The organism is Azospirillaceae bacterium (assembly GCA_028283825.1).
GTDB lineage: Bacteria > Pseudomonadota > Alphaproteobacteria > Azospirillales > Azospirillaceae > Nitrospirillum.
This window is the reverse complement of record JAPWJW010000004.1, coordinates 1-21,392: the sequence shown is the minus strand read 5'-3', so window position 1 is coordinate 21,392 and position 21,392 is coordinate 1. Positions and strand designations below refer to the sequence as shown.

Genomic DNA, 21,392 nt, shown 5'->3' with positions numbered 1-21,392 from the left:
ATCGGTCAAGGACGGCTCCCGGGGATCGGTTCGCCGCGGCAGATCCGGATCTGGTCGCGGGTCAGCTTGTAGTCGGCGATCATCGTGCGTAGCTCGGCATCGACTGGTAGCACCCTCAGTTCCTGCGCCGCCTTCAGCTGCTGCTGCGGGCTGTACGGCACCAGGCGGGGGCAGGCACGGCTAGAAATCTCCGGCGAGCAGCTGGTCAACAACAGCGTCAGGACGGCGGTCAACGGCCATCGCGGCCTGCAGCATCGCATCGGTTTTCTCCAGGTCGGTGGCGGTCGCGGCGGCCGTGACAGCCGCCGCCCCGTCGCTGCGGGCCCGGTAGAGCAACCAGGCCAGCAGCCCGGCGCCGGCGAAGACACCGCCACCGAGCATCGCCAGCTGCAGCACGTCAGGCCGTCGCCGGCTGGGCTCCCGCCACCGGCGCCGGGGCCGGCGCGGCGGCGGTGGCGGTGACCGTGGTGGTCACGCCGTCCAGCAGGGCCTTCAGCTGGGACAGCAGATCGTCCCGGCTGGTGGTCGGGCCGGACGCCACGGGCGCAGGCGTCTCCACGGTCTGGATCGGCGGTAGGGCGCTCCCCAGCATCCCAATCACCTTCGCCTCAAGCGCGGCCTGGTCGAGACCGAAGAAGGCAAGGATGTGCGGGATGTCGGTCACCAGCTGCTGGGCGACGCTGGCCGCCAGCTGGTTGTGCACGTCCACCGTCGTCTTGCCCTGCAGGGCGGCATCCAGGCGCGTTCGGGCCATACCCAGGGCGGTGGTAATGGCGGCGTTCAGCACGGTGGTGTTGGCCGCCGTGGCCTGAATGCCCAGCCAGCTTTCGATGCCCAGGATCACGCGGCGGCCCAGCCACGTCAGGAAGGCGGCCGCAGCCGAGAAAATGACGCCCTCGATGGCAGTGACGATGCTGGCCAGGTCAACGGCGGTGTTGGTGGCCGTGGTGGTGGCGACGACGGCCGGGGTGGCCGTCGAGGCATCGGCCGCGAAGGCCGGGGTGATGAGGCAGGCGGACAGCAAGCAGATGGCGACGGCGGCCGAGGCGGCCGCCTTCAAGGCGCGACGGATCATGAGAAAGCTCCGATGTGAAGGGTGTAGTTGTGCTGGAATTCCTCAACCGTCCCCTTGCCGAGGTGCGTGTTGTAGAAGTCCTTCCAGTAGGCGGCCAGGCCGGGCCCATCGCTGGCGACCGGCAGCGGCCGGTGCTCAAGCCAGTAAAGGCAGCGGCAGATGGCCACGGCGTAGGCGAGGTTCCAGGCCAACTGGACGTCGGGATCAATGCCGGGCACCAGCAACGCTGCCACGGCTTCGGCCAGGTCCGGGTATGACTTTTCCAGCGCCTTGACGACGGACGCCCGCGTGGCCGGTTCGATCTGCCAGGGGCTGACCGCCGGTCCGGTGGGATACTGCGCCAGGTAGTTGAAGCCGGTTTCCTGGGCACAGGTGCCCAAAACCAGGTTCACGGCCGCCCGGCTATCCAGGCGCCGGGTCGGCGTGCTGATCCGAGCCAGGATCGGCTCGACCAGGCGCACGCGCAACTGCACGAAAATGGGTTCGGCCATGGCCACCTGCAGGTCACGAAGAGGGTCTTAAGAGCCCTCAAACTGCCTATCGGGGATGGCTTGGATAAGGATGAAACATTTCAGGGGGGAAGCGGCGCGACCTGGTCAGCGCCGTGCGGCAGGGTGTCAGACCTTACCCATCAGCGCAAGAAGCGGCGGCTCGCCAGCTTCTGGATCCTGTTCGGCCAGGATGTAGTACACGGCCCGTTCGGTATAGCCGGTGGTCTTCGCGATCTGCCGCACGGAGGCGCCCTCGCACCGCAGCTGCCACACCTGGGACCGCCGGCCTTGGGAGATGGGCACGGCCAGTTCGGTGCCCCCATAACGCCGGGCCAGCAACTGCGCCGCCTGCATGCCAACGACCGCCGCCAGCGGGCTGGAGGGGCCCGGTTTGTGGGCAATGTACAGCCCCCGGCCGCCCCATTGACGCGACAGCGCCGTGGCGGCGGTGATGCCGACCTCTTCAACGAGTTCGTCAAATTGGGCGGTGCGGATCATGCGCCCACCTTGGCCGGCCCCGCCACCTTGCGGTAGTGTCGCAGCAGCTTTGCAACTTGGGGGACGTGATGCGTGCAATTCCCGTGGCGGCGCTGGTTGCCGCACTGATGCTGACCGGTTGCCAGAAGGATGACGACCGCCGTGCTGTGCGGGATGAGCTGCTGCGCCTGCAGGTGTCCCTGGAACAGGGCGTCACGCCGGCCGAACTGGGCGAGACCCTCAAACGCATCGACTACAAGACACGTGAGGCTCAGGCGGATGGGGCTCTCAATACCCAGCAGCAGAAAACGCTGCAGGCCGTTATGAACGTGGGAAAGACCTTTCAGAGGGGCTGGGCGATGCACTTCGACTGTGCTCGCGAAGGGGTAAGCCGCCTCTGCCTGCCCAACATCATCAAGATTGCTCAGGCCCTCGAAGTCCCTGCGTCGGCGATGGATAACTGGGAGGCCGCCATGGTCACGGCGGAAGAAAAATCCAAGGCCAAGTATGAAGAGCTGAAGGGTGAACTGAGGAATGACGCCGCAAAGAAGAACGCGGATGTGGATCGCGCCCCCTACCTCACGCCCGACCTGAAGCTGATCGAGAAAAAGAACAATCTGCAGAATGCGGAAGAGCAAATCATCCGCATGGCCTACATCTATGATCACGCCATGATTAAGGAGGAGCACATAGTCAGCACCATGCTGGCTATGTTCGCCGACCTCAACGACGACGCCCTGAAGGCCATCAAGGGGTAGCTGGTCACGCATCGGTGTCCAGCCCCACACGCTGATGCCACTGCTTCAGCGCCTCGATCAGCCGGCGCCGATCTGCGCCTGTCAGGAAGGCGCAGATCGGCCACCGGCTTGCCCAGCTGGCGGCCGGCCCAGGCGGAGATCGCCGCCTCGGTGGTGCTCTTGACCTGGCTGATCTTCCCCAGCGCCAGCCACATCGCCCGGATCTTCATCGACTGCGGATCGTCGGCTAGCACGCGCCGGCCGGGGCCCTTCGGCGCCCCACGGGCGTGCAGCGCGTCGATGACGCGGCCCAGCTGAGGGCCGGTCATGTCGCGTAGGCTGCGCAGGCCGGTGACCTGGTGCAGGAGGTCGCGCCAGGTCGCGTCATCGTCCAGGCCAGCGACCTTGCGGCGGCAGGCCTGCACGGCCCGGATGGCAGCGGCGGTGGTCATGGGCGTGCCGTCCCCGCCGGAACCACGTCGGTTTCCGGATCCATCTGCCCTTCAAAGAAGTCGTCATCGGGGTAGCCGCAGCAGTCGCAGACCCCGAAATCCATCTCTTCAATGCCCCAAACGGCGCCGCAGACCGGGCACACATCATCCATGGTTCGCCCCTCCCAGCCGCTTCACGTCCTTCTGCCCCGCGACGCCCATGTTGATGTCCACGGCGTTGCCGGCCATGGCGCCCGCCAGGCGCGCATTCCCCAGGCGAGCGCCTTGCGACGCCGTCTTGATCGGCGGCAGCGTCCGCAAGTCGGTGTGCCGGAGATCCAGTTCCTGCTTGGCTTGACGGCTCAGTTTCTTCAGGTCACCCCAGCCGATGCCGAACCGCATATCGACCAGGCGGGAGCCAACGCGCTGAACCAGGGCCTCGGTGAAGGCGCGCACCAGCTCGTTCCGCGTGCGCGCCAGGCGCTTGCGCTTGTACTCCGGCGTCTGGCGGAAATCAGCGACGGCCCGGCGGACGGCGCCGTGACACACGTCGTGCACGTAGGCCGCGATTTCGGGATTGGGCGCCAGGCCGAAATAGACCACACGCCGCCGATCACCGGTGCCTGTGAGATAGAGGGTGCAACCGCAGACCATGGCGACGTAGGGCCACAGGTTATCGACGGCGGACCGGCGCGCGGCCAAAGCCTCTTCTGCCTCTTCAAACTCAGGCTGTTCAACCTCTTCGGCATCGATGCCGTGGGTGGACATGAGACGCATGGCCAGTTCGGCCGCCGCAGCGGCCTCGGCCTCGGTGCAGCCGTTCTTCACGGTCTTGGCCCGAAGCGCCCTGATCTTGTCCCGGATGGCGCGCAAATCAGCCATGGCGCACCCCCACGGGGCCGGTGCGGTCCAACGCCCCGGCATTGAAGATTTCGACCAGGTCGGCCGCGCTGAACCCCATCTGACGCAACTCGGCCAGCAGGCTGTGCACAGCGGCCTCGGCTGCGGCGCGGTCGATGGGCTGGGACTGGCCGGCCATGGCAGCGACCAGGTCGCGGCGGGCAGCGACGCGATCAGCGCTGGTCAGCGCGCGATTGCTGCGCAGCTTGGTCAGCAGGCAGCCCAGGGCAAGAGTGGCAGGCATAGTCGGTCCCCCTCTTATTCGATGAACGAGAAGCAATCCGGGGTTTCGCAGGCGGCGCGGACGTGGCCATTTGGGGGGTTGACGGCGAACCGCACCTTCCCAGTGCAGAGCGGGCAGTCCACCGATCCACGTGCCAGGCCTGTCGCCTTCGCGGCCGCCCGCACGACAATGGCCGCACTCAACATGCGGGTGGTCCGTTCGCGATTAATCTCATTCTGATCCATGGATCAGCGCTCCCCCAGCTGGGGGACCTGGTCCCATGTCACGCCGTCCAGCAGGCGGCCGGCCGCCTTCTTTCCCACCCTCATATTTGCTGGTGGGCACGCCCCGGTTCCGACCTCGGTGAAACGGAGGGCGTCCGCATGCCAGTCGCCCCACTGCTTGAATAGGAAGGGCACTCCAGCCCGCTGGCACTGCGCTCGCAGGGAGCGCGCCCAATCCGGATCCATCGGCCGGGCGCCGGGCCCACTTTCCCCGCCGCAAATGACCCAATCGATCTCGGGAAGGCCAACCACCCGATGCGATGACGGCGGCGTGAGAAAGGAACTTGAACGGCGCCATGTGCCCGTGAGGACATTCATCACCCCGGGAATACCGGCAACCGTCCTGGGGAGCGTTTCCAAGTTCACGAACCCCAGCAATGGTTCGCACGACAGGAAATGCAGGGCGGCCGGCACCTTCAACAGGTGATCGATGCGCCGTGCCGCCTCGGCCTCGTTCTCAACCGTCGTGCCCAGCCAGACGTTGGGGTAGCCCTCACCCCAGTTCGCGGGCAGCATCTGGGCGATGTTCTGGGGGCGCTTCGTCAGCAGCAGCCAATCCAGCGCGGGCGTGGCGCGGATCAACTCCCACAGACGGTACCGCTCGGCCTCGGGGGCCCGGTTGTCGAATATGTCCGCCATGCTGGCGGAGAACACGCGGTGCCGTTCCCCGGCGGCCAGGGCAGCCTTGTTCCAGCGCAGCGGCTCATTCCAGTGCTTGTCGCCGAACAGCCGGTATTCGGCGTGTGGCCCCCAGTGATCGCCGCCGGTGCGCTTGTCCCAGGCCTCGGCATAGCAGTTGTCGCAGGCCGGGCTCAGCTTCACGCACCCCCACCACGGATTGAAGGTGTGGCGAGCCCATTCGATGCTGGTGTCTCGTCCCATGATCAGGCCTTCTCGACGTGGGCGGTGGCGTCCAGCTGTTCCATCAGCCAAACGCAGAGGTCGGCATGGTCCGGCCAGGTCAGAGTTTTGCCCGTGGCGGCCTGCCAACGCGCGATGGCGCGCATGTCGGCCTTCCAGCGCAGGTCGAACGTCGCCTTCAACTCGGCCGCCTCATCGGCAGCTGCAGCCTCAAGGCCATCGTCGGGGACAACCTCAAGGGCGCAGGCCACCACGGGCGGTGGATTGCCCAGGATGAAGGCCGGCCCGAAGACGGACATGAAATGCCACAGCGTCATCCGCATGCGGCCGAATTCATCGGTGTTCCCGAGGTACATGGCCAGCTGCTCGGCTGAAACGGCAGCCTGATCTGTTCTGCCAGTTGTCATCGTGGCGATGCGGGCGGCCACCTGGTCGCAGTACTGACGGAGCAAGGCGTGGCCATGATCCGTCAGCTGGAACAGCACCGCTTGGTTCACATTGACCTTCATCGTCTTTTCCTCAGGGCTTGCGGTCGATGCGGGTGGGTTCCCGGAACCAGGACGGCGGGAAACTGGTGAGAGCGTCGGTGTTGGCCGGCGCGCTCACCAGGGGCGGCAGCGGGGCCGGCGTGGCGGCGGCGATGACCAGGCCGCACATGCGGTCGGCCAGCCGCTCGGCCGCGGCGATGTCCGGCACCGCCCGGGTGGCGAGCACCAGGCACTCCGCCCGCAGCCGCCCCATGTCGATCTGGCTGGTCATGACAGATCCTTGAGGATTTGGGGTTCATGGCCCCGATGGAAATTCGTGGCCACCTGGGTGACGCCGCCCGCCGCCACCCGCGCATCGATGGCGGCCCGTTCCTCCGGTGTCACCTCCGGCCGGGCGCCATCCCGGCGGCTGGGATAGGTGTTGAAGGTGGAGGGCTGCGGCGCGGGCGCCGGGGGCGCCGGCATCTGGGCGCGGCGCCATTCCCCCAACCAGGCGTCCCGCCCGCCCGCCTTGACCAGCTGTTGGCGGATGTCCTCGATGGGCCGCGCCAGGTACTCGGCCGCCTGTTCCTGCGTGGCCCCATCTTCCAGCGCCTGACCCAGGCGCTGTACCTCATCCGCCGTGAAGGGCCCCTTGGGCGGTAGCACCGGGGGCACCAGGGGCGCCGGTTCCGCCGGCTCCGCTTCAGCCGGGGCGACGGTCAGCAGCGCGTCCCGGCCGCCCATCTTGTGGACGAAGGAGTTGATGGCCGAGACTGACCGGCTCACGGCGCCAGCGATGTCGATCACCTTGGCGCCGTCACGGAGCATTTGCACCACCAGGTGCTTGTCGGCCTCCGTCCACAGGCCGGTGCCGGCGGCCGGCGCTGGCGCGGCAGCCAAGGGCACGACCACCACCGGCGCATCTGGGCGTATGGCCATCTCGTCCAGGCGGATGGTTGCGCTGAAAGATGGGGCAGCAACCGGGGGGGGCATCGCTGGGGGTTCAGCCTCCCCGGCAACGAAGGCGTAGGCCTGGCGGGCCAGGCCCAGCGCATCGGACAGGCAGCTTGTCTCGGTCAACGCGCGCCGCAACAGGTCGGCGCGCAGCGTGACCAGGCCATCCATGGATTGGGCGGTGGTCATGGCCGATCACTCCGCCGCCAGGGCCGGCGCGTCGCTGGCCAGTTCCTTGACCATCTTCAGCACCCAATCCTGACGGCGCGGCGTCAGGCGGCCGAAGGCACGGCATAGCTCAAGCGTGGCGCGATCCCGCGTCTCGTCCACCGGCGCCGTCAGCGCGGGTTGGGACGTGGCGTCTTCCACCCCGAAGAAGAAGAAGCTGACGGGAACGTCCAACAATTCGCTGAGGCGATGCAGCATCGACGCACTGATGCGATTGGCGCCGCGCTCATACTTCTGCACCTGCTGGAAGGTCAGGCCCAATGCCTCCCCCAGCTTTTCCTGGCTGAGGCCCAGCAGGGTACGGCGCAGCTTCAGGCGGCCACCCACATGAATGTCGATGGGCTGGTTGATGGCCTTGCGGGCGGCATGTGTCTGGTTCACTTCGAATTCCCTCCTTTAGGGGCTGACGGTTCACTGAGCGCCCCGGCCGGGACCGGGGCGCCTGTGAGCCGTCAGGCCAGGAAACCCTTGACGGCCTTGAACACGGCCTTGCGCTTGCCGGGGATCTCAATTGGCTCGCCCGTCTTCGGATTGCGGCCGGTGCGCGCGGGCACGTCCTTGACGGAGATGATGGCGACGCCGGGGAGGGTCACGCGGCCATCCTTGGCCAGGCCGGCCTGGATGACCGGCGCCAGTTGGTCGATCAACTCGATCACGTCGCTCTTGCGCATGTGCGCCGGGTTCACCTGGCCGCAGAGGGCGTCGATCAGTTCAGCTTTGTTCATGCTCTTTGCTCCTTATGAAGGCCCTCTCAGGGGCCGGTGGTGATGGGGGTCAGATCGCTGCTGACAGCTTGGTCAGCAGGTCCCGGCCGTCGTCGTCGAGGTACCGGACGATGTCCTTCGCGACGGTGAGGGGGTGGCCCATCTGGTCCTGGATTTCTTCGGCCAGGGTGTTGATGAAAACACCCAGGGTTTGGGTGTTGACGACGACGGAGGCGGCCAGCGTGTCGAGGGAAACAGGGACGCCGATGCACTCGCTTTTCTTCATGGGTGCTCTCCTTCAAAGCCCCTCTTAGGGGGCGGTTAAGCGGCTGTTGGTCAGTCGCAGTACGCGTCGTAGTCCCGGTAGACCTTGGTGCCGTCAGCGGCCCACCAGCTGGCCGGCGCCGGGCCTGGTCCCGGCCAGCGAAGATGTTCCGGGGGGGCGTCCTCGGCCTCAGCCGGCGCCGCGGCAGGCCTGGCGTTGATGAACGCCACCGCCTCATCCGCCACCACCCGGTGGGTGCGGATCGCCGCCAGCACCTCCACGTGGTCGGTGGACAGGCGGATGGCGCGGTAGTCGCGCCAGGCCTTGGTGATCTTCCGGCGCAGCCAGCCGGGCACCTGCAGCCAATGGGCCCGGCACATCAGGTGGGTCCCGTCGATGTGCACCGGACAGCCCTCGATGGGGCATGTACGCTGGTCGCTCATTGGACAGCGCCCCCCTGCAGGACGGCCAGCGCGGCGCTGTCGAACTGGCCGTCAGCGATGGCCTGCAGCAGGTCGGTGCCCAGGCCCTCAATCGCCGCCCCGTGCGGCGCCGGCCCTACGGCCACCATGCGCATGGTTCCCGCCTGGGGGTTGGGGACCAGCAGCACGGCGCTGGGCAGATCGTGCTCCTCGCACAGCCCACGCAGGGCGTCGATCAGCGGGTGGTCGCGGCTGGTGGTCGCGGTCATGCCGGCTGCCCTCCCGCATCCGTCACCACCGCCTTGCGCACCACGCCGGCCAGGGTGGCCGGCTCCGGAAGGGCGGCCATGCGCTGCCGCTCCGCTGTGCGCTCGGCCTCCGTGGCGAATAGAAGCGGCGCCCCGGCCCGAGCGACGAAGCACCAGCCCACGGAGGGGATGTGCACCTGCAGGCCGTACAGGGACTTCTGCGCCTCAGTGTCGTACCAATCGTGGTCGCGGACGTTCATTGCTTGAGCGCCCCCTCCGCATCCAGGATGTCGGCCGCCTGGCGCAGGCTGTCAGCCACCGCAGGGGCGCCCACTGCCTTCATCGCCATGTTGACGTAGGCGGTGATCAGGGCGTTCAGCGTGATGCCGGGCCCGAACACGCCGCCCAGATCGGTGGCGGCCCTGTAGATGCCCTTGGACAGCATCAGGATCGCCTGCTGTTGCTGGGGGCTGGCTTCCCCGGTCAGGTCATAGAACTTCGTTTCCATCGCCGCCCCCTCACACGCTGGCCAGGCTGAGGGGCACCAGGTCGTAACGCCCTTCGGAGTTGCGCCGGCGGACGCGCAAGTACTCCGCCTTGCCGTCGATCCGGATGCTGTCGCGCAACGCCTTCATGGCGGCGGCCCAGGTCTCGCCCGGCATCTCGTAGGCCATCAGGCGGAACAGCTCGTTCGCCCGGATCTGCCCCTCGGCATCGAGGCCAAAGGCGCGGTTGATGATCAGCTTCAGTTCAGGGGCGCCCTGGGCTTCCTGCACCCACTGTTCCAGGGCGGCGCGCGCCACCTGGATTTCGGCGCCGAACGACAACTTGTCGGCCTTCGCCAACTCCACCTGCCATTCCCGGTCATAGGTGTAGAAGGACACGTTGCCTTTGGTGCCCCCGACCTTGACGCCATAGTCGGCGCCCAGCAGGTCTACCAGGGCCTGCCCCTCGCTCATGGCCATGCCCTTGAACCGGGCGAGGCTGCCGGACAGCTGCAGGGCGGCCGCGGCGATGCTACGCACGAAGCCGTCCTCGACCTTGTCCGCCTCCTTCACCGCACGCACGGGCACCAGGCTGCCGTCCTCGGCCCGCCAGTAATCGCCGTCCTGCAGGGTCAAGACAGCGGCTGACACGCTGGGGACGGCTTCCAACGCCGCGCAGGCAGCCCGCCAGGCGCCGGCGAATTCCGCATCCGTCCGGTCGAAGGCCGTCATCAGCGACACCAGGCATTTGGCCAGGGTGGGCGCGGTGGTCGGGATGACCGGGATCGGCTCCAAATCCGCAAGAATGATGTCAAGCATAGTGCCTCTCTCAGAACAGGGCGGCGATCAGCCGCGTGATGAAGCCGCGACGGCGCGGCCGGGGAGTGGGGGAAATGACGACGCCCGTCATGGTCAGCAGGCAGGCGAAGGCCCGGGCGCGGGCCGCTGGGGTGAACCGGCGCCGGCGCGCTGTGGCGCTGCGCCAGGCCGGCGGCGTGTGGCGGCCGGTCATGACGGCACCGCCTGCACCAGGCCGCTGCCGTCCAGCGCCGGCGTAAGGGGCACGCCCTGCAGGCGGTCGGCTAGCACCACCACCGCCGCCGCCAGGGACAGCGTCTCGGCCGCGACGGGCATGTGGTTGGACACCCCCCGCATGACGTTGACGGCCAGGGCCACCGCGTCGTGCTGGTGGTGTTCCAGGCGCGGCAGGGAGACGGGCACGGTGATGCCGCCATCGCGGCGCCGCACCACCATCACCAGGCCGCTGCAGTCCAGCACATAGCCGGCCTCGACCAGGCCGTCGCCACCATCCCAGACAGCCTGGGCGCCGATCTGCTCGGGGATCGCACGGATATCCATGAATTAGCCCTCCGCGCCACGGCCGAGCTTCGACCGCGCGCCCTTGAGGTGGCGCATGCCGCGCGCCTCGCTGGTCCCGGCCGCCAGCGTGCCGGCCAGGCGCATCGTCTTGTCCAGGGCGCGCAACGCCCCCGGCTTGCGGGCCACGGTGGTCAGGAAGGCGACTTCCTCCGGATCCTGAACCCCCCAGGCGCCGATCAGCGCGGCCACGTCGCCGTCACGCGGCTTCAGGCAGGTCAGGCCCACCCCTACGCGGCTGTACAGCTGGGCGTAGTCGGCTTTCTTGCCTTCCAGGCGGGACACCACCGTCAGGTTGCCCATGACCACGATGCCCAGGCCGTAGCGGTCGTTCAGGGCGCGCAGCTCGTCCAACGCCTCCGGCCGCAGGTGCTGCGCCTCGTCCACAATCAGCAAGGCGCCCTTGCCCTTCACGAAGCGGCCGATGGCGCGGGCCTGCTTGGTGCTGGACTTCTCCGGGATGTCCATTTCCGCGCAGATCTCCGCCAGCATGGCGCTGGGCTTCGACGTGGTCGGCGTCATCGTGACCAGCCAGACATGCGGCGTCCGCGCCTGGTAGGCCTCCCCGGCGCGCGTCTTGCCCACGCCTGGCACCCCCACGATGGTGGTCAGGTCGGCGGCGATCTGGGCGTATTGCATCGCCCCGATGAATTCCAAGGCCGTCTCGGTTTCCACGAAGGCTGGGCTGGCCATGACCGTGGCGGCGGCGACCTTCTGCGACCGGCGGGCGTCCAGCCACCGTTGAGCGTCGGCCGTCGCCTTGTCGTTGTTGCCCTTGTAGGTTCCCGCCAACCAGGCGGCGAAGGTGCTTTCCGCCATGCCGGCGCGGCGGGCGCCCTCGGCCTGGCTGATCTTGTCCTCGGCCAGGGCCTCGCGAACGTGGCTGCGGACCGCGTCTGGATCCTGATGGTTCATCATTTCACTGGTGACAACGCTCATGCTAAAGTCCCCTTGGTTCTCGTGTTCGCGGGCTGGGTCATTGCCGTGACCCGGCCCGTTTTTCATTCCACCGGCACAGGCCGGAGGTGGCGGACGCCGGCGGTGAAGGCGCGGCTGAAATCGGCATCGGTCATGGTGTCGGACGCCGCGTCGGGATCGTGCTGGACGGCCAGGGCCGCGCCCCCGTTGCTGCGGAATAGGGGCCGAACCACCTTCGTTTCCGGCGCAGGCGCCTCTTCCGTCCTCGGCAGCAGGGCCGCCACTTCTTCGATGGTCAGGCGCTTTTCCGCTGCCATGGCGTCGCGGGTGGCTCGCATGAACTGGCGCCGCAGCCGGGCGTGTTCTTTGGCGGCCGTAACGTCGTCGAAGCCTGCGGCGTGCACGCACTCCGCAAATCCGAGGTACCCACCGTCCTGGCGGTAGACGTGCACGCCGGCATGCAGGTTCTGGCCGTCGAAGCGGACCACCAGCGGCCGGCTGCGATGCTCAAACAGGAATTCGGCGTGGTACCGGTTGTCGTTGAGCGAGACGGCGCCTGTCTCGGAGTTTGCCTTCACCTGTTCGGCAGCCATCAGCCATAGGCGCCGCTGCTCCCCTGAGGCCTTACGGATCGGTGCCTGGGCATAGCTGGCGTTGAACACGTCGGCGAAGCTATGGACGCCGCCGCACACGGCGCTGCGCCGTTTGCGCCGCATGTTGTGCTCGCGGATGCCGTCCGCCACGACGGCCAGGAAGGTCTCCAGCGGCACGGCCTTGGAACCGTAGTTCTCGGGTTTGGCATCAGGCTTGTTGCCGGTGTAGGCCCCGGCGAAGGCTGGATCCTTGGCCAGGTCGGTGGCGAAGTCTCGGAACCCGCGTTCGATGGGCTTGGACTGGCCGCTGTAGGGCGTCGTCCAGTGCACCTCGACGCCCAGGGTGGTCAGGATACCGGCCGGCTCTTCCTCGCGGACCTTGAACCGGTACCGGTTGGGGGTGCCACCCGTGATCCACTTGCTGGCGAAATCCCGCCCGTTATCGAGCCAAATCTTGTCGGGTATGCCCCACTGCTCGACCATGTCGCCGATGGCCAGGCGCACCGCCTCGTTGTTGGCGCTCTTGTCCACCCGCCACGCCAGCATCATGCCGCTGTACAGATCCTGGATCACCACCATCTGCGGGCGCAGGATTTCGCCGTCAGGCCACTGCACAAAGACGTCCCACTTGTGGCCGTCGGCGTTCACCGCCTCCAAGGCGTGGAAGTGGCCGCGGTCGCGCTCTTGGGCCGGATACAAGTCCTTCAGCGCCTCCAGCCCCTGACGGGCCAGCACCTTCACCGGCACCGGCAGGGCTTCCAGCCTGCGTTCCAGCGTCTTGCCGGACGGCAGCGGTAGCCAGCCCTGGGCCTTTGCCACTTTCTCCAGGCGCCGGAAGCAGCTGGTGAAGGTGGGGGCCTCACCGCGCAGCCAATCGGACTTGAGGTAGTCCCACGCGGCGGGGTGGCATTCGGCCTCGACTTGGCGGCCGGCCCGGTGATCCATCAGCATGGGCAGCCAGTCGGGCCGCGCCACCCCGTATACCCGCTGTTCCCAGAGGTAGAAGGTGCTGACGCCTACGCCGCGCATCTGACACACCATGTCGACGGCCACGTTCTTGGCCACACCGCCCACCACCAGGGCTTCGACCTCCTGCAAGATGGTCAGGCGTCCCTTGGCCACCGTCTTCTTCTTGTCGGTGGCGCGGCCGTACAGGTCCCAGGCCGCCTCGGCCGATAGAGTGCGTTTTGTCGCCGCCCGTTCCTGTTCGTCGTCGTCGCGGGCGGGGGCGCTCTCCACCACCAACTTCGCCTTCACCACGGCCGGCAGGACGGCGTAGTGGTAGAGATAGCCGTTCCCTTCCTCAGCCCGGCGCCACACGCCTTGGGCGTTGCGGGCCGGGTGCCACATCGGCCGTTTACGCCAGTCATCCGCCTTCTTGTTGACGGCGCGGATGGAGACCCCGAACAGGGGTGCCAATTCGGAGGCGGAATACCATTCCTTCATGGACGCATCGCCTTTCTGGCTTGCCGCCGCGCCGCGTCAAAGGCGCGGTCGAACTCATCCTTCTTGTCGGCCAGCTGGCCGACCTCGACCCAGGGGAGCCACTTGTTGTCGATGACGGAGTGCCCGAACATCTCGGCCATCATCTGCAGCACGCGCAGATCCCCGGTGGCATGGATCAGGCCGAGCAGGCGCACCACGGGGATGGAGTGATCCTCGCGGGCCTGGCTGGCGTAGGCGTCCAACATGTTCAGGGTGACCGTCTCCCCCAGCCAGTCGGACACCTGCGTGGCGATGGCATCGCGCTCGCCTTCCGCCTGTTTCAGGGTCTCAGCGACGGCCAGGGAAACCCGCTGGCGCAGCGTGGCCGCCCGTACCCGGATTTCCTCAAACCGGTGCACGATCTGCGGCGGCTGCCACTCGAACAGGTCGAGCGTCGTCTTGTCCTTCGGATGAGCCATCAGGCAATCCTCCGGGCAACGGGGGCCGCCACCGCAATAGTGACGGCCACCCGCGCTTCCCCTATCTTCGGCGTCGCGACACAACCGATGAGGGAACCAATGTCAAAATCAGAAACGAAGGAATTGTGGGAGAGGCTTTCCGAAATTGACGGCAGCGTACGGGCGCTGGAAGCCGTCATGATGGAACAAGCCATCATCCTCAACGGCTTTCTGAGGCACAACCATGCGCTTCTGGGGGATGGGTTGGACGCTCTCATGGAACGGCTCCCCCAAGTCCCTCCGAATGAACATCTCCTTCGGAACTTGCGCCGGATACGGGAAGAAGTTTTCCGCGTAGCGCATGCGGCTGCTCGATCTGAGTTGGAGGAACTGAAGCCTCCGCGCTCATGAGGTCACGCATCCGCTGGATATAACGGCGGCGCATTTCCAGGTGCCGCCGGGCGGCTTCCATGGGATCGAAGCCGCCCATTACGCCACCTGCTCAAGCTTGGGGTTGGTCTCCAGATCACCAGCGGCCTGGCGCAACGCCAGGAAAGCCCGGCGGGCAGGCGCGCCGGCCCGCTGCCACGCTTCGACCAGCTTTTCCAGCTGCCTATCCGTGTCGGACTTGGTCTCTTCCCTGACGCCCTGAACGATCTTCCGGGCGGCCTCCACCGTGGTGACGGTCGGCGCCGACGCCAGCAGCATGTCCAGGGCCAGCAGCTGGTGGGCGGGCTCCAAGTGCGTGAGCGCCAGCAACTCAGCCTGCTTCTTGGCCAGCCAGGTTCCGGGGATGCGCTTCTTGGCCTCGGGGCAAAGCTGGGTGGCGATGCGCACCGCACGCTCGATGGTGCGGGCGTTGATGCCGCACTTCTCAGCGGTGTCCTTCGAGAACGACCAAACCGACACGGTGTCGTTTTGAAATTCCTCGCTGCGCCGGTCGCCACCCTGGCGGGCCTCGGGGTGCAGTTCCTCATAGAGGTTTTTGCGCTCGGCCATGAAGACGGCGCGGTCGAAGGGGTTCAGTTCATGGCGGATCAGGTTTTCGTCGATCTCGGCCATGCGGGCGTCGCCCTCACTGCCGTCGAACAGGACAATCCGGATCTTGGACCAGGCCAGCAGGTTGGCCGCCTCAACACGGTGACCACCGGCCACCAGGATGTACGGCTTCCCCTTCCGGCCCTGCCGGCGGCGCACCAGGATGGGGGTCAGCTGTCCCCGTTCCTGCATGCTCCCGGCGATCAACGCGACGTGGGCGGGGTCGATGGCCCGAAGGCGTTCAGCCACCTCAATATCGGCGATCTCGACTTCAAATCCCGCGTCTGGCGCGGGTGCAGCGACGTTAACCATGATGTCTAGGCAGCCTTATTTTTCTGACAGGACAGCTCAGCCGCGTTCCCCATAGGGTTGCGGCGTTCACGAAGCTCTTTCGTGCGATGATCAAGGCGGGCGCCATGACGGGACCAACGGTCGGGCCACAGTTCCCACAACGCGATGTTCAGGAATTCGGACAGGGCGCGCTCGCCACCGACGTGGCGGTGGCGCAGGGCGAAGCGGCAGGCGTCCTCATGCACTTCGGCAGCGACGGCCACGGCCTTCAGCGTCGAGCCGCGTTTTTCAACGGCCGCGCGGATGTCGGCAGGATGCCAACCCATGCTATAGTGCTCCTTTCCACGGATTGCCCGGCATGGCTCCGTAGGGTCGCAGAAGGGTTCTTTGAAGAAGGGTTCGTTATGGGAGGGATGATAGACGTGTTTTTCGACTATTGGAAGCCTCGATCACCAAAAAAATTAGTTCCAAGCGGCTAATTGCTCGGCTTTTTCGAGATTTTCGAATTTCTCTTTTTGGTTCAAATGGTTGCGGCGGTTCTGGAACCGCGAGCACGCCTGAGAACCGCAGTTCCAGGAAAGTTCCAGAGAATGGCCCCTCCGAAGAAGCCGCAGACCCCTTTCGCAGAGCGCCTGATCCAGGCGCGCGGGGACATGAGCCGCTCTGATGCAGCGGAGAGTTTGGGGATCCCGAACAACACGCTCGGTAGCTACGAGCGCGGTGAGGCCGAGCCGGCTATTTCGAAAATCCTGGCTATTGCTGACCTGTACCAGGTTTCTTTACAATGGCTGCTGCGCGGTGAGGGCGAGGCTCGCCCGAAGGCTGAGACGGCTGCACCGTTGGCTGAAGCGGCGGCGGTGCTGGACACCAAGCGGCTACGGAGTGCCATCCTATCGGTGCAACGCTTGGCCCAGGAAGAACCTGAGGTGCTGTTGGGAGGGCCGGGGGCGTTCGCGGAAATGGTGGTGGAAACCTACCAGTTCCTGGTGAACACGTCAGACGCGGAGAAGCGCCGTATGGTCATGGAAGAAAAGGCAAAAACCGACCGGCAGGCCGGCTGAGCGTCACATTCCATCACCCGCTGCGCTACAATGGTAGTATTGCCGGTAGCATTAATGGCGCGTTTACACCCTTGTGGGTTGACACAAAAGGACTAAACCTTTTGACTGTGCCTTACCCCCGGGGCGTAAGCGGGGGTGGTGGACCGGCCGGCCCGGCCACCGCAGAGGTAGTGCAAGTACCTCCATAGCCGCATGCAGCTAACCCCCAGGGCGTACGCCCCGCTTGGGAGGATGCGGAGGTATTTGTTAAGATGGCGTTAGTTTTGCCTGATTACGATGACGACGACGTGGGCCTTATATTCGCAAGGCGCAAATATTCGCGTCATTTGGTGTCGATCACCGGCCATATTCCCGTTCCGGTAATTGCCCTTCGACTGCCGACCGTCATTCTTGGCGGCACGCCGCGCCCCTGGAACTGGGCGTTCTTAAGAGGGCGCCAGCGCGCGCTTAAGAGCGGCCTAAAAGCCCTGGACGCTGGCGCGGCGGTAATCCAACTTCATGTGTCGAAACCGCCCCGGATGCCGGCGCCGTCCAATTTCAACGCCAATCCCGAGGCGCGCGCCGTGGTGGGGCTGTGGATGGCGGATTGCCTGGGTTGTCCCACAGGATCCCGGTATGTCCCGTCAGATCCCGCCTCACTCCAATCTCAGGTGTCCCCTAACAATCGCCTCCAGCCGGGCGCGGCCGGTGGTCTGGCCCGCCAGACGCTCCGTCAACGCGGCCGCACGCAAGATGGTGTAACGGCCGAAGGCGGCCAGATAGATGGCGCGCTTGTCCTTGAACGCCTTGTACAGACTGCCCGGGGTTAGGCCCAGGGCCGCCTTCAGGTCGGCGATGGAGGCCGCGTGATAGCCGCGTTCCCGAAAGACGGCGATGGCCCGGTCCAACGCCTGGTCCATGTCGAACTCACGCGGCCGCCCGGGAGAGCGGCCGCGGGCCGGCGTCCGGCGGCTGGAAGAGGAGGACAAGGATGGCGGCAGCGGCGGTGTCATGGCCGCCATATTAGGGAATGATCATTCCCATTCAAGACAAATATCGGACCGCCGATGCCGGCGGCCCGATGACGGGATGAAGGTTACAGCCCTGGCAGGGTCGCGGCGGCGTGCCGAACCATGTCGGCCAGTTCCGGAAAGCGTGGCGCCCAGGCCAGCTCGCGCCGGGCATAGGAGGCGTCCGCCACCAGGATGGCCGGGTCGCCCGGCCGCCGGCCAGCCTGGCGAACGGGAACCGGCCGACCGGTGACGGTGGCGACGGTGTCGATGACCTCGCGCACCGAATGGCCACGGCCGGTGCCCAGGTTGGCGATCAGGTTGTCGCCCCCCGCCAGCAGCCGCTTCAGCGCCAGCACGTGAGCCGAGGCCAGGTCGGCGACGTGGACGTAGTCGCGGATGCAGGTGCCGTCCGGCGTGTCGTAATCCGTGCCGAACAGGGTAAGCTCCGGACGCTGGCCGAACGCCGCCTGCAGGGCCAGGGGGATGAGGTGGGTTTCCGGCTTGTGGTTTTCCCGCAGTTCGCCTTCCGGATCGGCACCTGCGGCGTTGAAATAGCGCAGGACGGCGAAGCGCAGCGACTGGGCCGCCGACAGATCCGCCAGGATCTCCTCCACCATCAGCTTGCTGCGGCCATAGGGGTTGACCGGCGCCAAGGGATGGCGCTCCGGAATGGGCACGATCTGGGGGTTGCCGTACACGGCAGCCGTCGATGAAAAGACGATGCGCGCCAGATCGACCGTCGCCATGGCGCGCAGCAGGGCCAGCGTGCCGGCGACATTGTTGGCGTAGAACCGGCCCGGCTCCCGCACCGACTGCCCGGCCTCGATGAAAGCGGCGAAATGCAGGACAGCGGCGGGACGGTATTGACGCAGGACCGCCGTCAGCCTGTCCTCGTCCGCCAGGCCGCCCTGTTCGAACGGGCCCCAGCGGACGGCGTCGCGCACACCGTTGGAAAGGTCGTCATAAACCACCGGCGTGAAACCGGCAGCACCCAAGGCCTTGCACGCATGGCTTCCCACGAAGCCAGCACCCCCGACGACCAGGACGGTCGGCGTTGTCGTCATTTGCCACCCCTATCGACCCCGCCCTGCCGGCCAAGGCCTCCATACATATGCCTCAAATCGCACACCGCGTGCCTTCAACCTCTTAAGGGACATGGTCGCGCACCGCAACGCACCTCTTCAACTCACGCCGCCGCCCCAGGGACAGATGGCGCGGCGCCCATCTCTGGGGAATGCGGCCTCCGATTTTATTTCCACCGGCGTGCCCCCCGCTTAGAGCGGAACGCGATCAGGTGGAATCACCTGATCGCGTTCCGCTCTATCATGAACAGCTTAAGAGCACTTCCACGCTCCAAGGCGATTCCGCCTTTCCCCGATCTGCTCTAAGGTCGCCCCCAGTTGCAACGATAGCCCTGCCGAGACACCGTTTCCCCATGAATGACATCACGATCTATGTCTGCCGCGGCTGTCGGGGGCCCCAGCCAACCGACGGCCCGCCGCCCGATGACGCCACCCCTCGTCCCGGTGCGATGTTGTATCAAGCGGCCGAGACGGCGGCATGCGATACCCCCACCGCCTGCACCATCAGCGTCGTGCCCGTGGACTGCCTGGCCAATTGCAACCGGGGACCCAGCGCGGCGATGCAGGGACAGGATCGTTGGACCTATGTCTTCGGTGGTCTGGATCCGGCCACCGGCGGGCCGGCCCTGATCGCCGGCGCGCAACTGCTGGCCGAATCCGCCGACGGCCTGCTGCCCTGGCGCGGGCGTCCGGACGCGCTGAAACGCGGCCTGATCGCCCGGGTGCCGCCAGCGGTCCCACGCTCCCCCGGCTAGGCCGCGGGTTCCACCGGAGGGGCCAGCGGCCGAAGGGCGGCTTCCAGGTAATCGACGAAGCCCCGCGTCGCCGTCCGCCAGGACCGCCGGTCGACGTCCTGTTTCGCGTTACGCCCCATCTGTTGCAGCAGGGCGCGGTCCTGGTTGGAGCTGCCGTAGGGCGGCGACACATTCCAGCACCGGCGCCTTGGCCAGCAGAACGCCCGTGCGTCCGTGATCGACGGCCTCGCGCACGGCACCGACATCCGTCGCGATCGGCACGCATTCCAGGTTGCCCGCCTCCAGGATGGTGAGCGGCAGGCCTTCCCAATGCGACAGGACCACCAGGACATCGGCCCAGGCATACAGTTCGGTCAAATCCTTTGCGCTGGAAACCGGTGGCTCCAGCTTGTCCTTGAGCGACGACAGGGCCGCCTCGGCGCTTTCACTGGCCAGCACACTCTTGCCGACGATGCGCCATTCCACGGGAAGCTGTTCCGCCTCGCAAAGGCGCACCACCTCGACCAGGCGCTCCACCCCCTTTTGCCGGTCCAGGCGCCCGATGAACAGGGCCCGCAAGGGCTCGGCCGGCCCGCGGGCCGCACGCTTCTCCAGGGCCACGCGCATCTGTTCGGCCGCCGGTTCGTACCCCGGGGCATTGGGGATGGGCACTAGTTTGGACCGGGGAACGCCCATGCCCGCCAGCCAATCCGCCAGGGCGTTGGAACAGGTGAGGACGCCATCGTACGCATGCTCGTAGGGGAGCACCAGATAAGGATGCCCCACAGACCGGCCCATCGTGGTTTGGTCGATGACATGGGGGAAAGCGAAAGTCTTCACCTTCAGGCGCCGCAGCCGCGCCATGATGGTGTTGCCCGCCGCCGACTGGCAGTTGACCACGGCGTCCAGCCAGTGGAGCCGCCCCAGGGCACGCGCCTGGTCAGGATATTCCCGATAGGCGGACAGATGGGTTCCCGTATAGGCATGCTCGGACCCGACATTGGCATGCCCCTCCGGCAGGAAGGCGACACTGTCGATGGCGGCACGCCATTCCGAGGTCAGCAAGGCCTCCGACGCGCCCACCAGGATGACATGGACGCCCCAGCCTTGCGCCTTCAGCACCTCCATCAGACGCAAGGTCACCTTCTCCACGCCACCGAAACTCAGGACCGACAGCAGGAAACCGATGTTCTTCCTGGCCCCCGTGCCGTTGTCGACCACGCGGGGAAAGGCCACGGCACCGGGGGCGATCTGTTCCCGCGCCTTCAGATACAGCTTGGTGCGGTCACCGCATCCGGGCTGCCGCCAACGCTTGAAATCACCACTGTCGGACCGATACGGCGACGCCCGGAAATCCGCGAACGAGGACAGCAGGTGCTGGATGCCCTTGTTCTGCAGGGGCACCTTTTCCCGTCGCAGGTCCAGGCTGATCTCCAGCACCGTGGCCGGCACCTGGGGATTGGTGGCCTTGATGGATTCCAGCCAGGCGGGACTTGGGTCCGCCACGCATTCCTGGAACAGGCGCAAGGGCATCATCGCCAGCGAGAAATTGCGGTGGCCATAACCGGACAGCGGCCCCTTGGACAGGGCCACCATATCCGGCGCCTTGGCGGCGCTCAGATGCCCCAGGACGAGGGCGCTGCGCTCTTCCAGCTGTTCCTCAAGCGAGGCGAACATATGGTGCAGCAGGCCGGACCGGCCCAGGACCGCCAGCACGCTGGAATGGGTGAAGACCATATAGGGCGGGGCCACGAATTGCGAGGGATCGCGCCATGCCCGCCAGCACCGCAGCTGGAATTCAGCCAGGCTGACCTGCTCCGTGCATTCCGCGGGATCGGTAGTGAGGATGACGGTCGACTGGTCCGTCAGGAAAATGGCGTAGCGGGGCGCCTCGCGCTGTTCCAGCGCCACCAGGTTGCGCGGCTGGAACAGCCGGACATGCTTGCGCAGCAGGTAGGAGCGGATGACGGCGTCGTCACGCGATGAGTCGCTCAGCATGCTTTCCGCGCGCTTGCGGTACTTCAGGGTCAGTCCGGCACAATGCCGTCCGCGGAAACCCGCCCCGGCCGCCTGGAGGAAGAAATCCCAATCCTCATACCCCAGCCGCATGTCCTCGTCGAAGCGCACGCCCGCCCGGAAAACGGCGGTGGAGACCAGGCTGCCCGCCT

The 21,392-nt window shown here is 66.6% G+C and carries 35 protein-coding genes; 3 read left to right on the top strand and 32 right to left on the bottom strand.

The features are described 5' to 3' along the window. Positions 1-5 precede the first annotated feature (5 nt). The 5 genes from PW843_24400 to PW843_24380 all read right to left on the bottom strand — a co-directional run bounded on the left by PW843_24400 (position 6) and on the right by PW843_24380 (position 2,064). Positions 6-233: a hypothetical protein gene (locus PW843_24400; protein ID MDE1149705.1), complete on the bottom strand. Its 228-nt coding sequence runs from the start codon at positions 231-233 to the stop codon at positions 6-8. Then, positions 181-396 (bottom strand): hypothetical protein, encoded by a 216-nt coding sequence (locus PW843_24395; GenBank protein MDE1149704.1) that lies wholly within the window; start codon positions 394-396, stop codon positions 181-183. Before PW843_24395 ends, PW843_24400 begins: the two co-directional genes overlap by 53 nt. A 1-nt stretch (position 397) precedes the next feature. After that, positions 398-1,075, bottom strand: coding sequence for a hypothetical protein (locus PW843_24390; protein MDE1149703.1), 678 nt, complete (start codon positions 1,073-1,075; stop codon positions 398-400). Next, positions 1,072-1,566: a hypothetical protein gene (locus tag PW843_24385; GenBank protein MDE1149702.1), complete on the bottom strand. Its 495-nt coding sequence runs from the start codon at positions 1,564-1,566 to the stop codon at positions 1,072-1,074. Before PW843_24385 ends, PW843_24390 begins: the two co-directional genes overlap by 4 nt. Positions 1,567-1,692: 126 nt before the next feature. Then, entirely contained in the window at positions 1,693-2,064 is a 372-nt protein-coding gene (locus tag PW843_24380; GenBank protein MDE1149701.1) for a hypothetical protein, read from the bottom strand. Positions 2,065-2,132: 68 nt separating this feature from the next. Between PW843_24380 and PW843_24375 the strand changes: the two genes are divergently transcribed. Next, a complete protein-coding gene (locus PW843_24375; GenBank protein ID MDE1149700.1) occupies positions 2,133-2,801 on the top strand; it encodes a hypothetical protein in 669 nt (222 codons plus the stop codon). Here the strand turns inward: PW843_24375 and PW843_24370 are convergent. From PW843_24370 to PW843_24255, 24 genes are all read right to left on the bottom strand, one after another. Further along, positions 2,708-3,232 (bottom strand): regulatory protein GemA, encoded by a 525-nt coding sequence (locus PW843_24370; GenBank protein ID MDE1149699.1) that lies wholly within the window; start codon positions 3,230-3,232, stop codon positions 2,708-2,710. The genes PW843_24375 and PW843_24370 overlap by 94 nt on opposite strands. Further along, on the bottom strand, positions 3,229-3,384 hold the full coding sequence (locus tag PW843_24365) for a hypothetical protein (protein MDE1149698.1): 156 nt from the start codon (positions 3,382-3,384) through the stop codon (positions 3,229-3,231). Before PW843_24365 ends, PW843_24370 begins: the two co-directional genes overlap by 4 nt. Continuing rightward, complete coding sequence (locus tag PW843_24360) at positions 3,377-4,093, bottom strand: DUF2786 domain-containing protein (protein MDE1149697.1); 717 nt, start codon at positions 4,091-4,093, stop codon at positions 3,377-3,379. The genes PW843_24365 and PW843_24360 overlap by 8 nt, the downstream gene beginning before the upstream one ends. Beyond that, positions 4,086-4,355, bottom strand: a complete 270-nt coding sequence (locus PW843_24355; GenBank protein ID MDE1149696.1) for a hypothetical protein — start codon at positions 4,353-4,355, stop codon at positions 4,086-4,088. The genes PW843_24360 and PW843_24355 overlap by 8 nt, the downstream gene beginning before the upstream one ends. 14 nt (positions 4,356-4,369) lie before the next feature. Next, complete coding sequence (locus PW843_24350; GenBank protein MDE1149695.1) at positions 4,370-4,579, bottom strand: hypothetical protein; 210 nt, start codon at positions 4,577-4,579, stop codon at positions 4,370-4,372. Between the two features lie 3 nt (positions 4,580-4,582). Then, positions 4,583-5,500, bottom strand: a complete 918-nt coding sequence (locus tag PW843_24345; protein ID MDE1149694.1) for a phage Gp37/Gp68 family protein — start codon at positions 5,498-5,500, stop codon at positions 4,583-4,585. A gap of 2 nt (positions 5,501-5,502) precedes the next feature. Continuing rightward, positions 5,503-5,988 carry a hypothetical protein gene (locus PW843_24340; protein MDE1149693.1) on the bottom strand — a complete coding sequence of 162 codons (486 nt, stop codon included), beginning with the start codon at positions 5,986-5,988 and terminating at the stop codon, positions 5,503-5,505. A 10-nt stretch (positions 5,989-5,998) separates the two neighbouring features. Further along, positions 5,999-6,238: a hypothetical protein gene (locus tag PW843_24335; GenBank protein ID MDE1149692.1), complete on the bottom strand. Its 240-nt coding sequence runs from the start codon at positions 6,236-6,238 to the stop codon at positions 5,999-6,001. Next, a complete protein-coding gene (locus PW843_24330; GenBank protein MDE1149691.1) occupies positions 6,235-7,092 on the bottom strand; it encodes a hypothetical protein in 858 nt (285 codons plus the stop codon). Before PW843_24330 ends, PW843_24335 begins: the two co-directional genes overlap by 4 nt. Before the next feature lie 6 nt (positions 7,093-7,098). Further along, a complete protein-coding gene (locus PW843_24325) occupies positions 7,099-7,512 on the bottom strand; it encodes a helix-turn-helix transcriptional regulator (GenBank protein ID MDE1149690.1) in 414 nt (137 codons plus the stop codon). A gap of 71 nt (positions 7,513-7,583) precedes the next feature. Beyond that, complete coding sequence (locus PW843_24320; GenBank protein ID MDE1149689.1) at positions 7,584-7,856, bottom strand: HU family DNA-binding protein; 273 nt, start codon at positions 7,854-7,856, stop codon at positions 7,584-7,586. Between the two features lie 49 nt (positions 7,857-7,905). Beyond that, entirely contained in the window at positions 7,906-8,121 is a 216-nt protein-coding gene (locus tag PW843_24315; protein ID MDE1149688.1) for a hypothetical protein, read from the bottom strand. Positions 8,122-8,171: 50 nt separating this feature from the next. After that, positions 8,172-8,543, bottom strand: coding sequence for a hypothetical protein (locus PW843_24310; GenBank protein ID MDE1149687.1), 372 nt, complete (start codon positions 8,541-8,543; stop codon positions 8,172-8,174). Beyond that, a complete protein-coding gene (locus tag PW843_24305) occupies positions 8,540-8,791 on the bottom strand; it encodes a hypothetical protein (protein MDE1149686.1) in 252 nt (83 codons plus the stop codon). The genes PW843_24310 and PW843_24305 overlap by 4 nt, the downstream gene beginning before the upstream one ends. Then, a complete protein-coding gene (locus PW843_24300; protein ID MDE1149685.1) occupies positions 8,788-9,030 on the bottom strand; it encodes a hypothetical protein in 243 nt (80 codons plus the stop codon). Before PW843_24300 ends, PW843_24305 begins: the two co-directional genes overlap by 4 nt. After that, positions 9,027-9,278 (bottom strand): hypothetical protein, encoded by a 252-nt coding sequence (locus PW843_24295; protein ID MDE1149684.1) that lies wholly within the window; start codon positions 9,276-9,278, stop codon positions 9,027-9,029. The genes PW843_24300 and PW843_24295 overlap by 4 nt, the downstream gene beginning before the upstream one ends. A gap of 10 nt (positions 9,279-9,288) precedes the next feature. After that, positions 9,289-10,074, bottom strand: coding sequence for a DUF3164 family protein (locus PW843_24290; protein ID MDE1149683.1), 786 nt, complete (start codon positions 10,072-10,074; stop codon positions 9,289-9,291). 10 nt (positions 10,075-10,084) lie between these two features. After that, the gene (locus tag PW843_24285; protein MDE1149682.1) at positions 10,085-10,267 is read right to left on the bottom strand and encodes a hypothetical protein; all 183 of its coding nucleotides are present in this window, start codon (positions 10,265-10,267) and stop codon (positions 10,085-10,087) included. Beyond that, positions 10,264-10,614: a hypothetical protein gene (locus PW843_24280; GenBank protein MDE1149681.1), complete on the bottom strand. Its 351-nt coding sequence runs from the start codon at positions 10,612-10,614 to the stop codon at positions 10,264-10,266. Before PW843_24280 ends, PW843_24285 begins: the two co-directional genes overlap by 4 nt. Positions 10,615-10,617: 3 nt before the next feature. Further along, positions 10,618-11,571, bottom strand: a complete 954-nt coding sequence (locus PW843_24275; protein MDE1149680.1) for an AAA family ATPase — start codon at positions 11,569-11,571, stop codon at positions 10,618-10,620. Between the two features lie 62 nt (positions 11,572-11,633). After that, complete coding sequence (locus tag PW843_24270) at positions 11,634-13,589, bottom strand: transposase domain-containing protein (protein MDE1149679.1); 1,956 nt, start codon at positions 13,587-13,589, stop codon at positions 11,634-11,636. Further along, a complete protein-coding gene (locus PW843_24265) occupies positions 13,586-14,047 on the bottom strand; it encodes a DNA transposition protein (GenBank protein MDE1149678.1) in 462 nt (153 codons plus the stop codon). Before PW843_24265 ends, PW843_24270 begins: the two co-directional genes overlap by 4 nt. A gap of 468 nt (positions 14,048-14,515) precedes the next feature. Then, positions 14,516-15,376, bottom strand: coding sequence for a ParB N-terminal domain-containing protein (locus tag PW843_24260; protein MDE1149677.1), 861 nt, complete (start codon positions 15,374-15,376; stop codon positions 14,516-14,518). A gap of 5 nt (positions 15,377-15,381) precedes the next feature. Then, positions 15,382-15,681: a helix-turn-helix domain-containing protein gene (locus tag PW843_24255; protein ID MDE1149676.1), complete on the bottom strand. Its 300-nt coding sequence runs from the start codon at positions 15,679-15,681 to the stop codon at positions 15,382-15,384. Positions 15,682-15,945: 264 nt separating this feature from the next. On the opposite strand from PW843_24255, the gene PW843_24250 reads away from it, so the two are divergent. Beyond that, positions 15,946-16,416: a helix-turn-helix transcriptional regulator gene (locus PW843_24250; GenBank protein MDE1149675.1), complete on the top strand. Its 471-nt coding sequence runs from the start codon at positions 15,946-15,948 to the stop codon at positions 16,414-16,416. Between the two features lie 635 nt (positions 16,417-17,051). Here the strand turns inward: PW843_24250 and PW843_24245 are convergent. After that, a complete protein-coding gene (locus PW843_24245; protein MDE1149674.1) occupies positions 17,052-17,417 on the bottom strand; it encodes a helix-turn-helix domain containing protein in 366 nt (121 codons plus the stop codon). 74 nt (positions 17,418-17,491) lie between these two features. Next, positions 17,492-18,472 (bottom strand): UDP-glucose 4-epimerase GalE, encoded by a 981-nt coding sequence (gene galE, locus PW843_24240; protein MDE1149673.1) that lies wholly within the window; start codon positions 18,470-18,472, stop codon positions 17,492-17,494. A 371-nt stretch (positions 18,473-18,843) separates the two neighbouring features. Between galE and PW843_24235 the strand changes: the two genes are divergently transcribed. Continuing rightward, the gene (locus PW843_24235; GenBank protein ID MDE1149672.1) at positions 18,844-19,245 is read left to right on the top strand and encodes a DUF1636 domain-containing protein; all 402 of its coding nucleotides are present in this window, start codon (positions 18,844-18,846) and stop codon (positions 19,243-19,245) included. A 108-nt stretch (positions 19,246-19,353) separates the two neighbouring features. Here the strand turns inward: PW843_24235 and PW843_24230 are convergent. Further along, positions 19,354-21,392, bottom strand: a 2,039-nt coding sequence (locus PW843_24230) for a glycosyltransferase family 4 protein (protein ID MDE1149671.1), incomplete at its 5' end; no start/stop codon positions are given.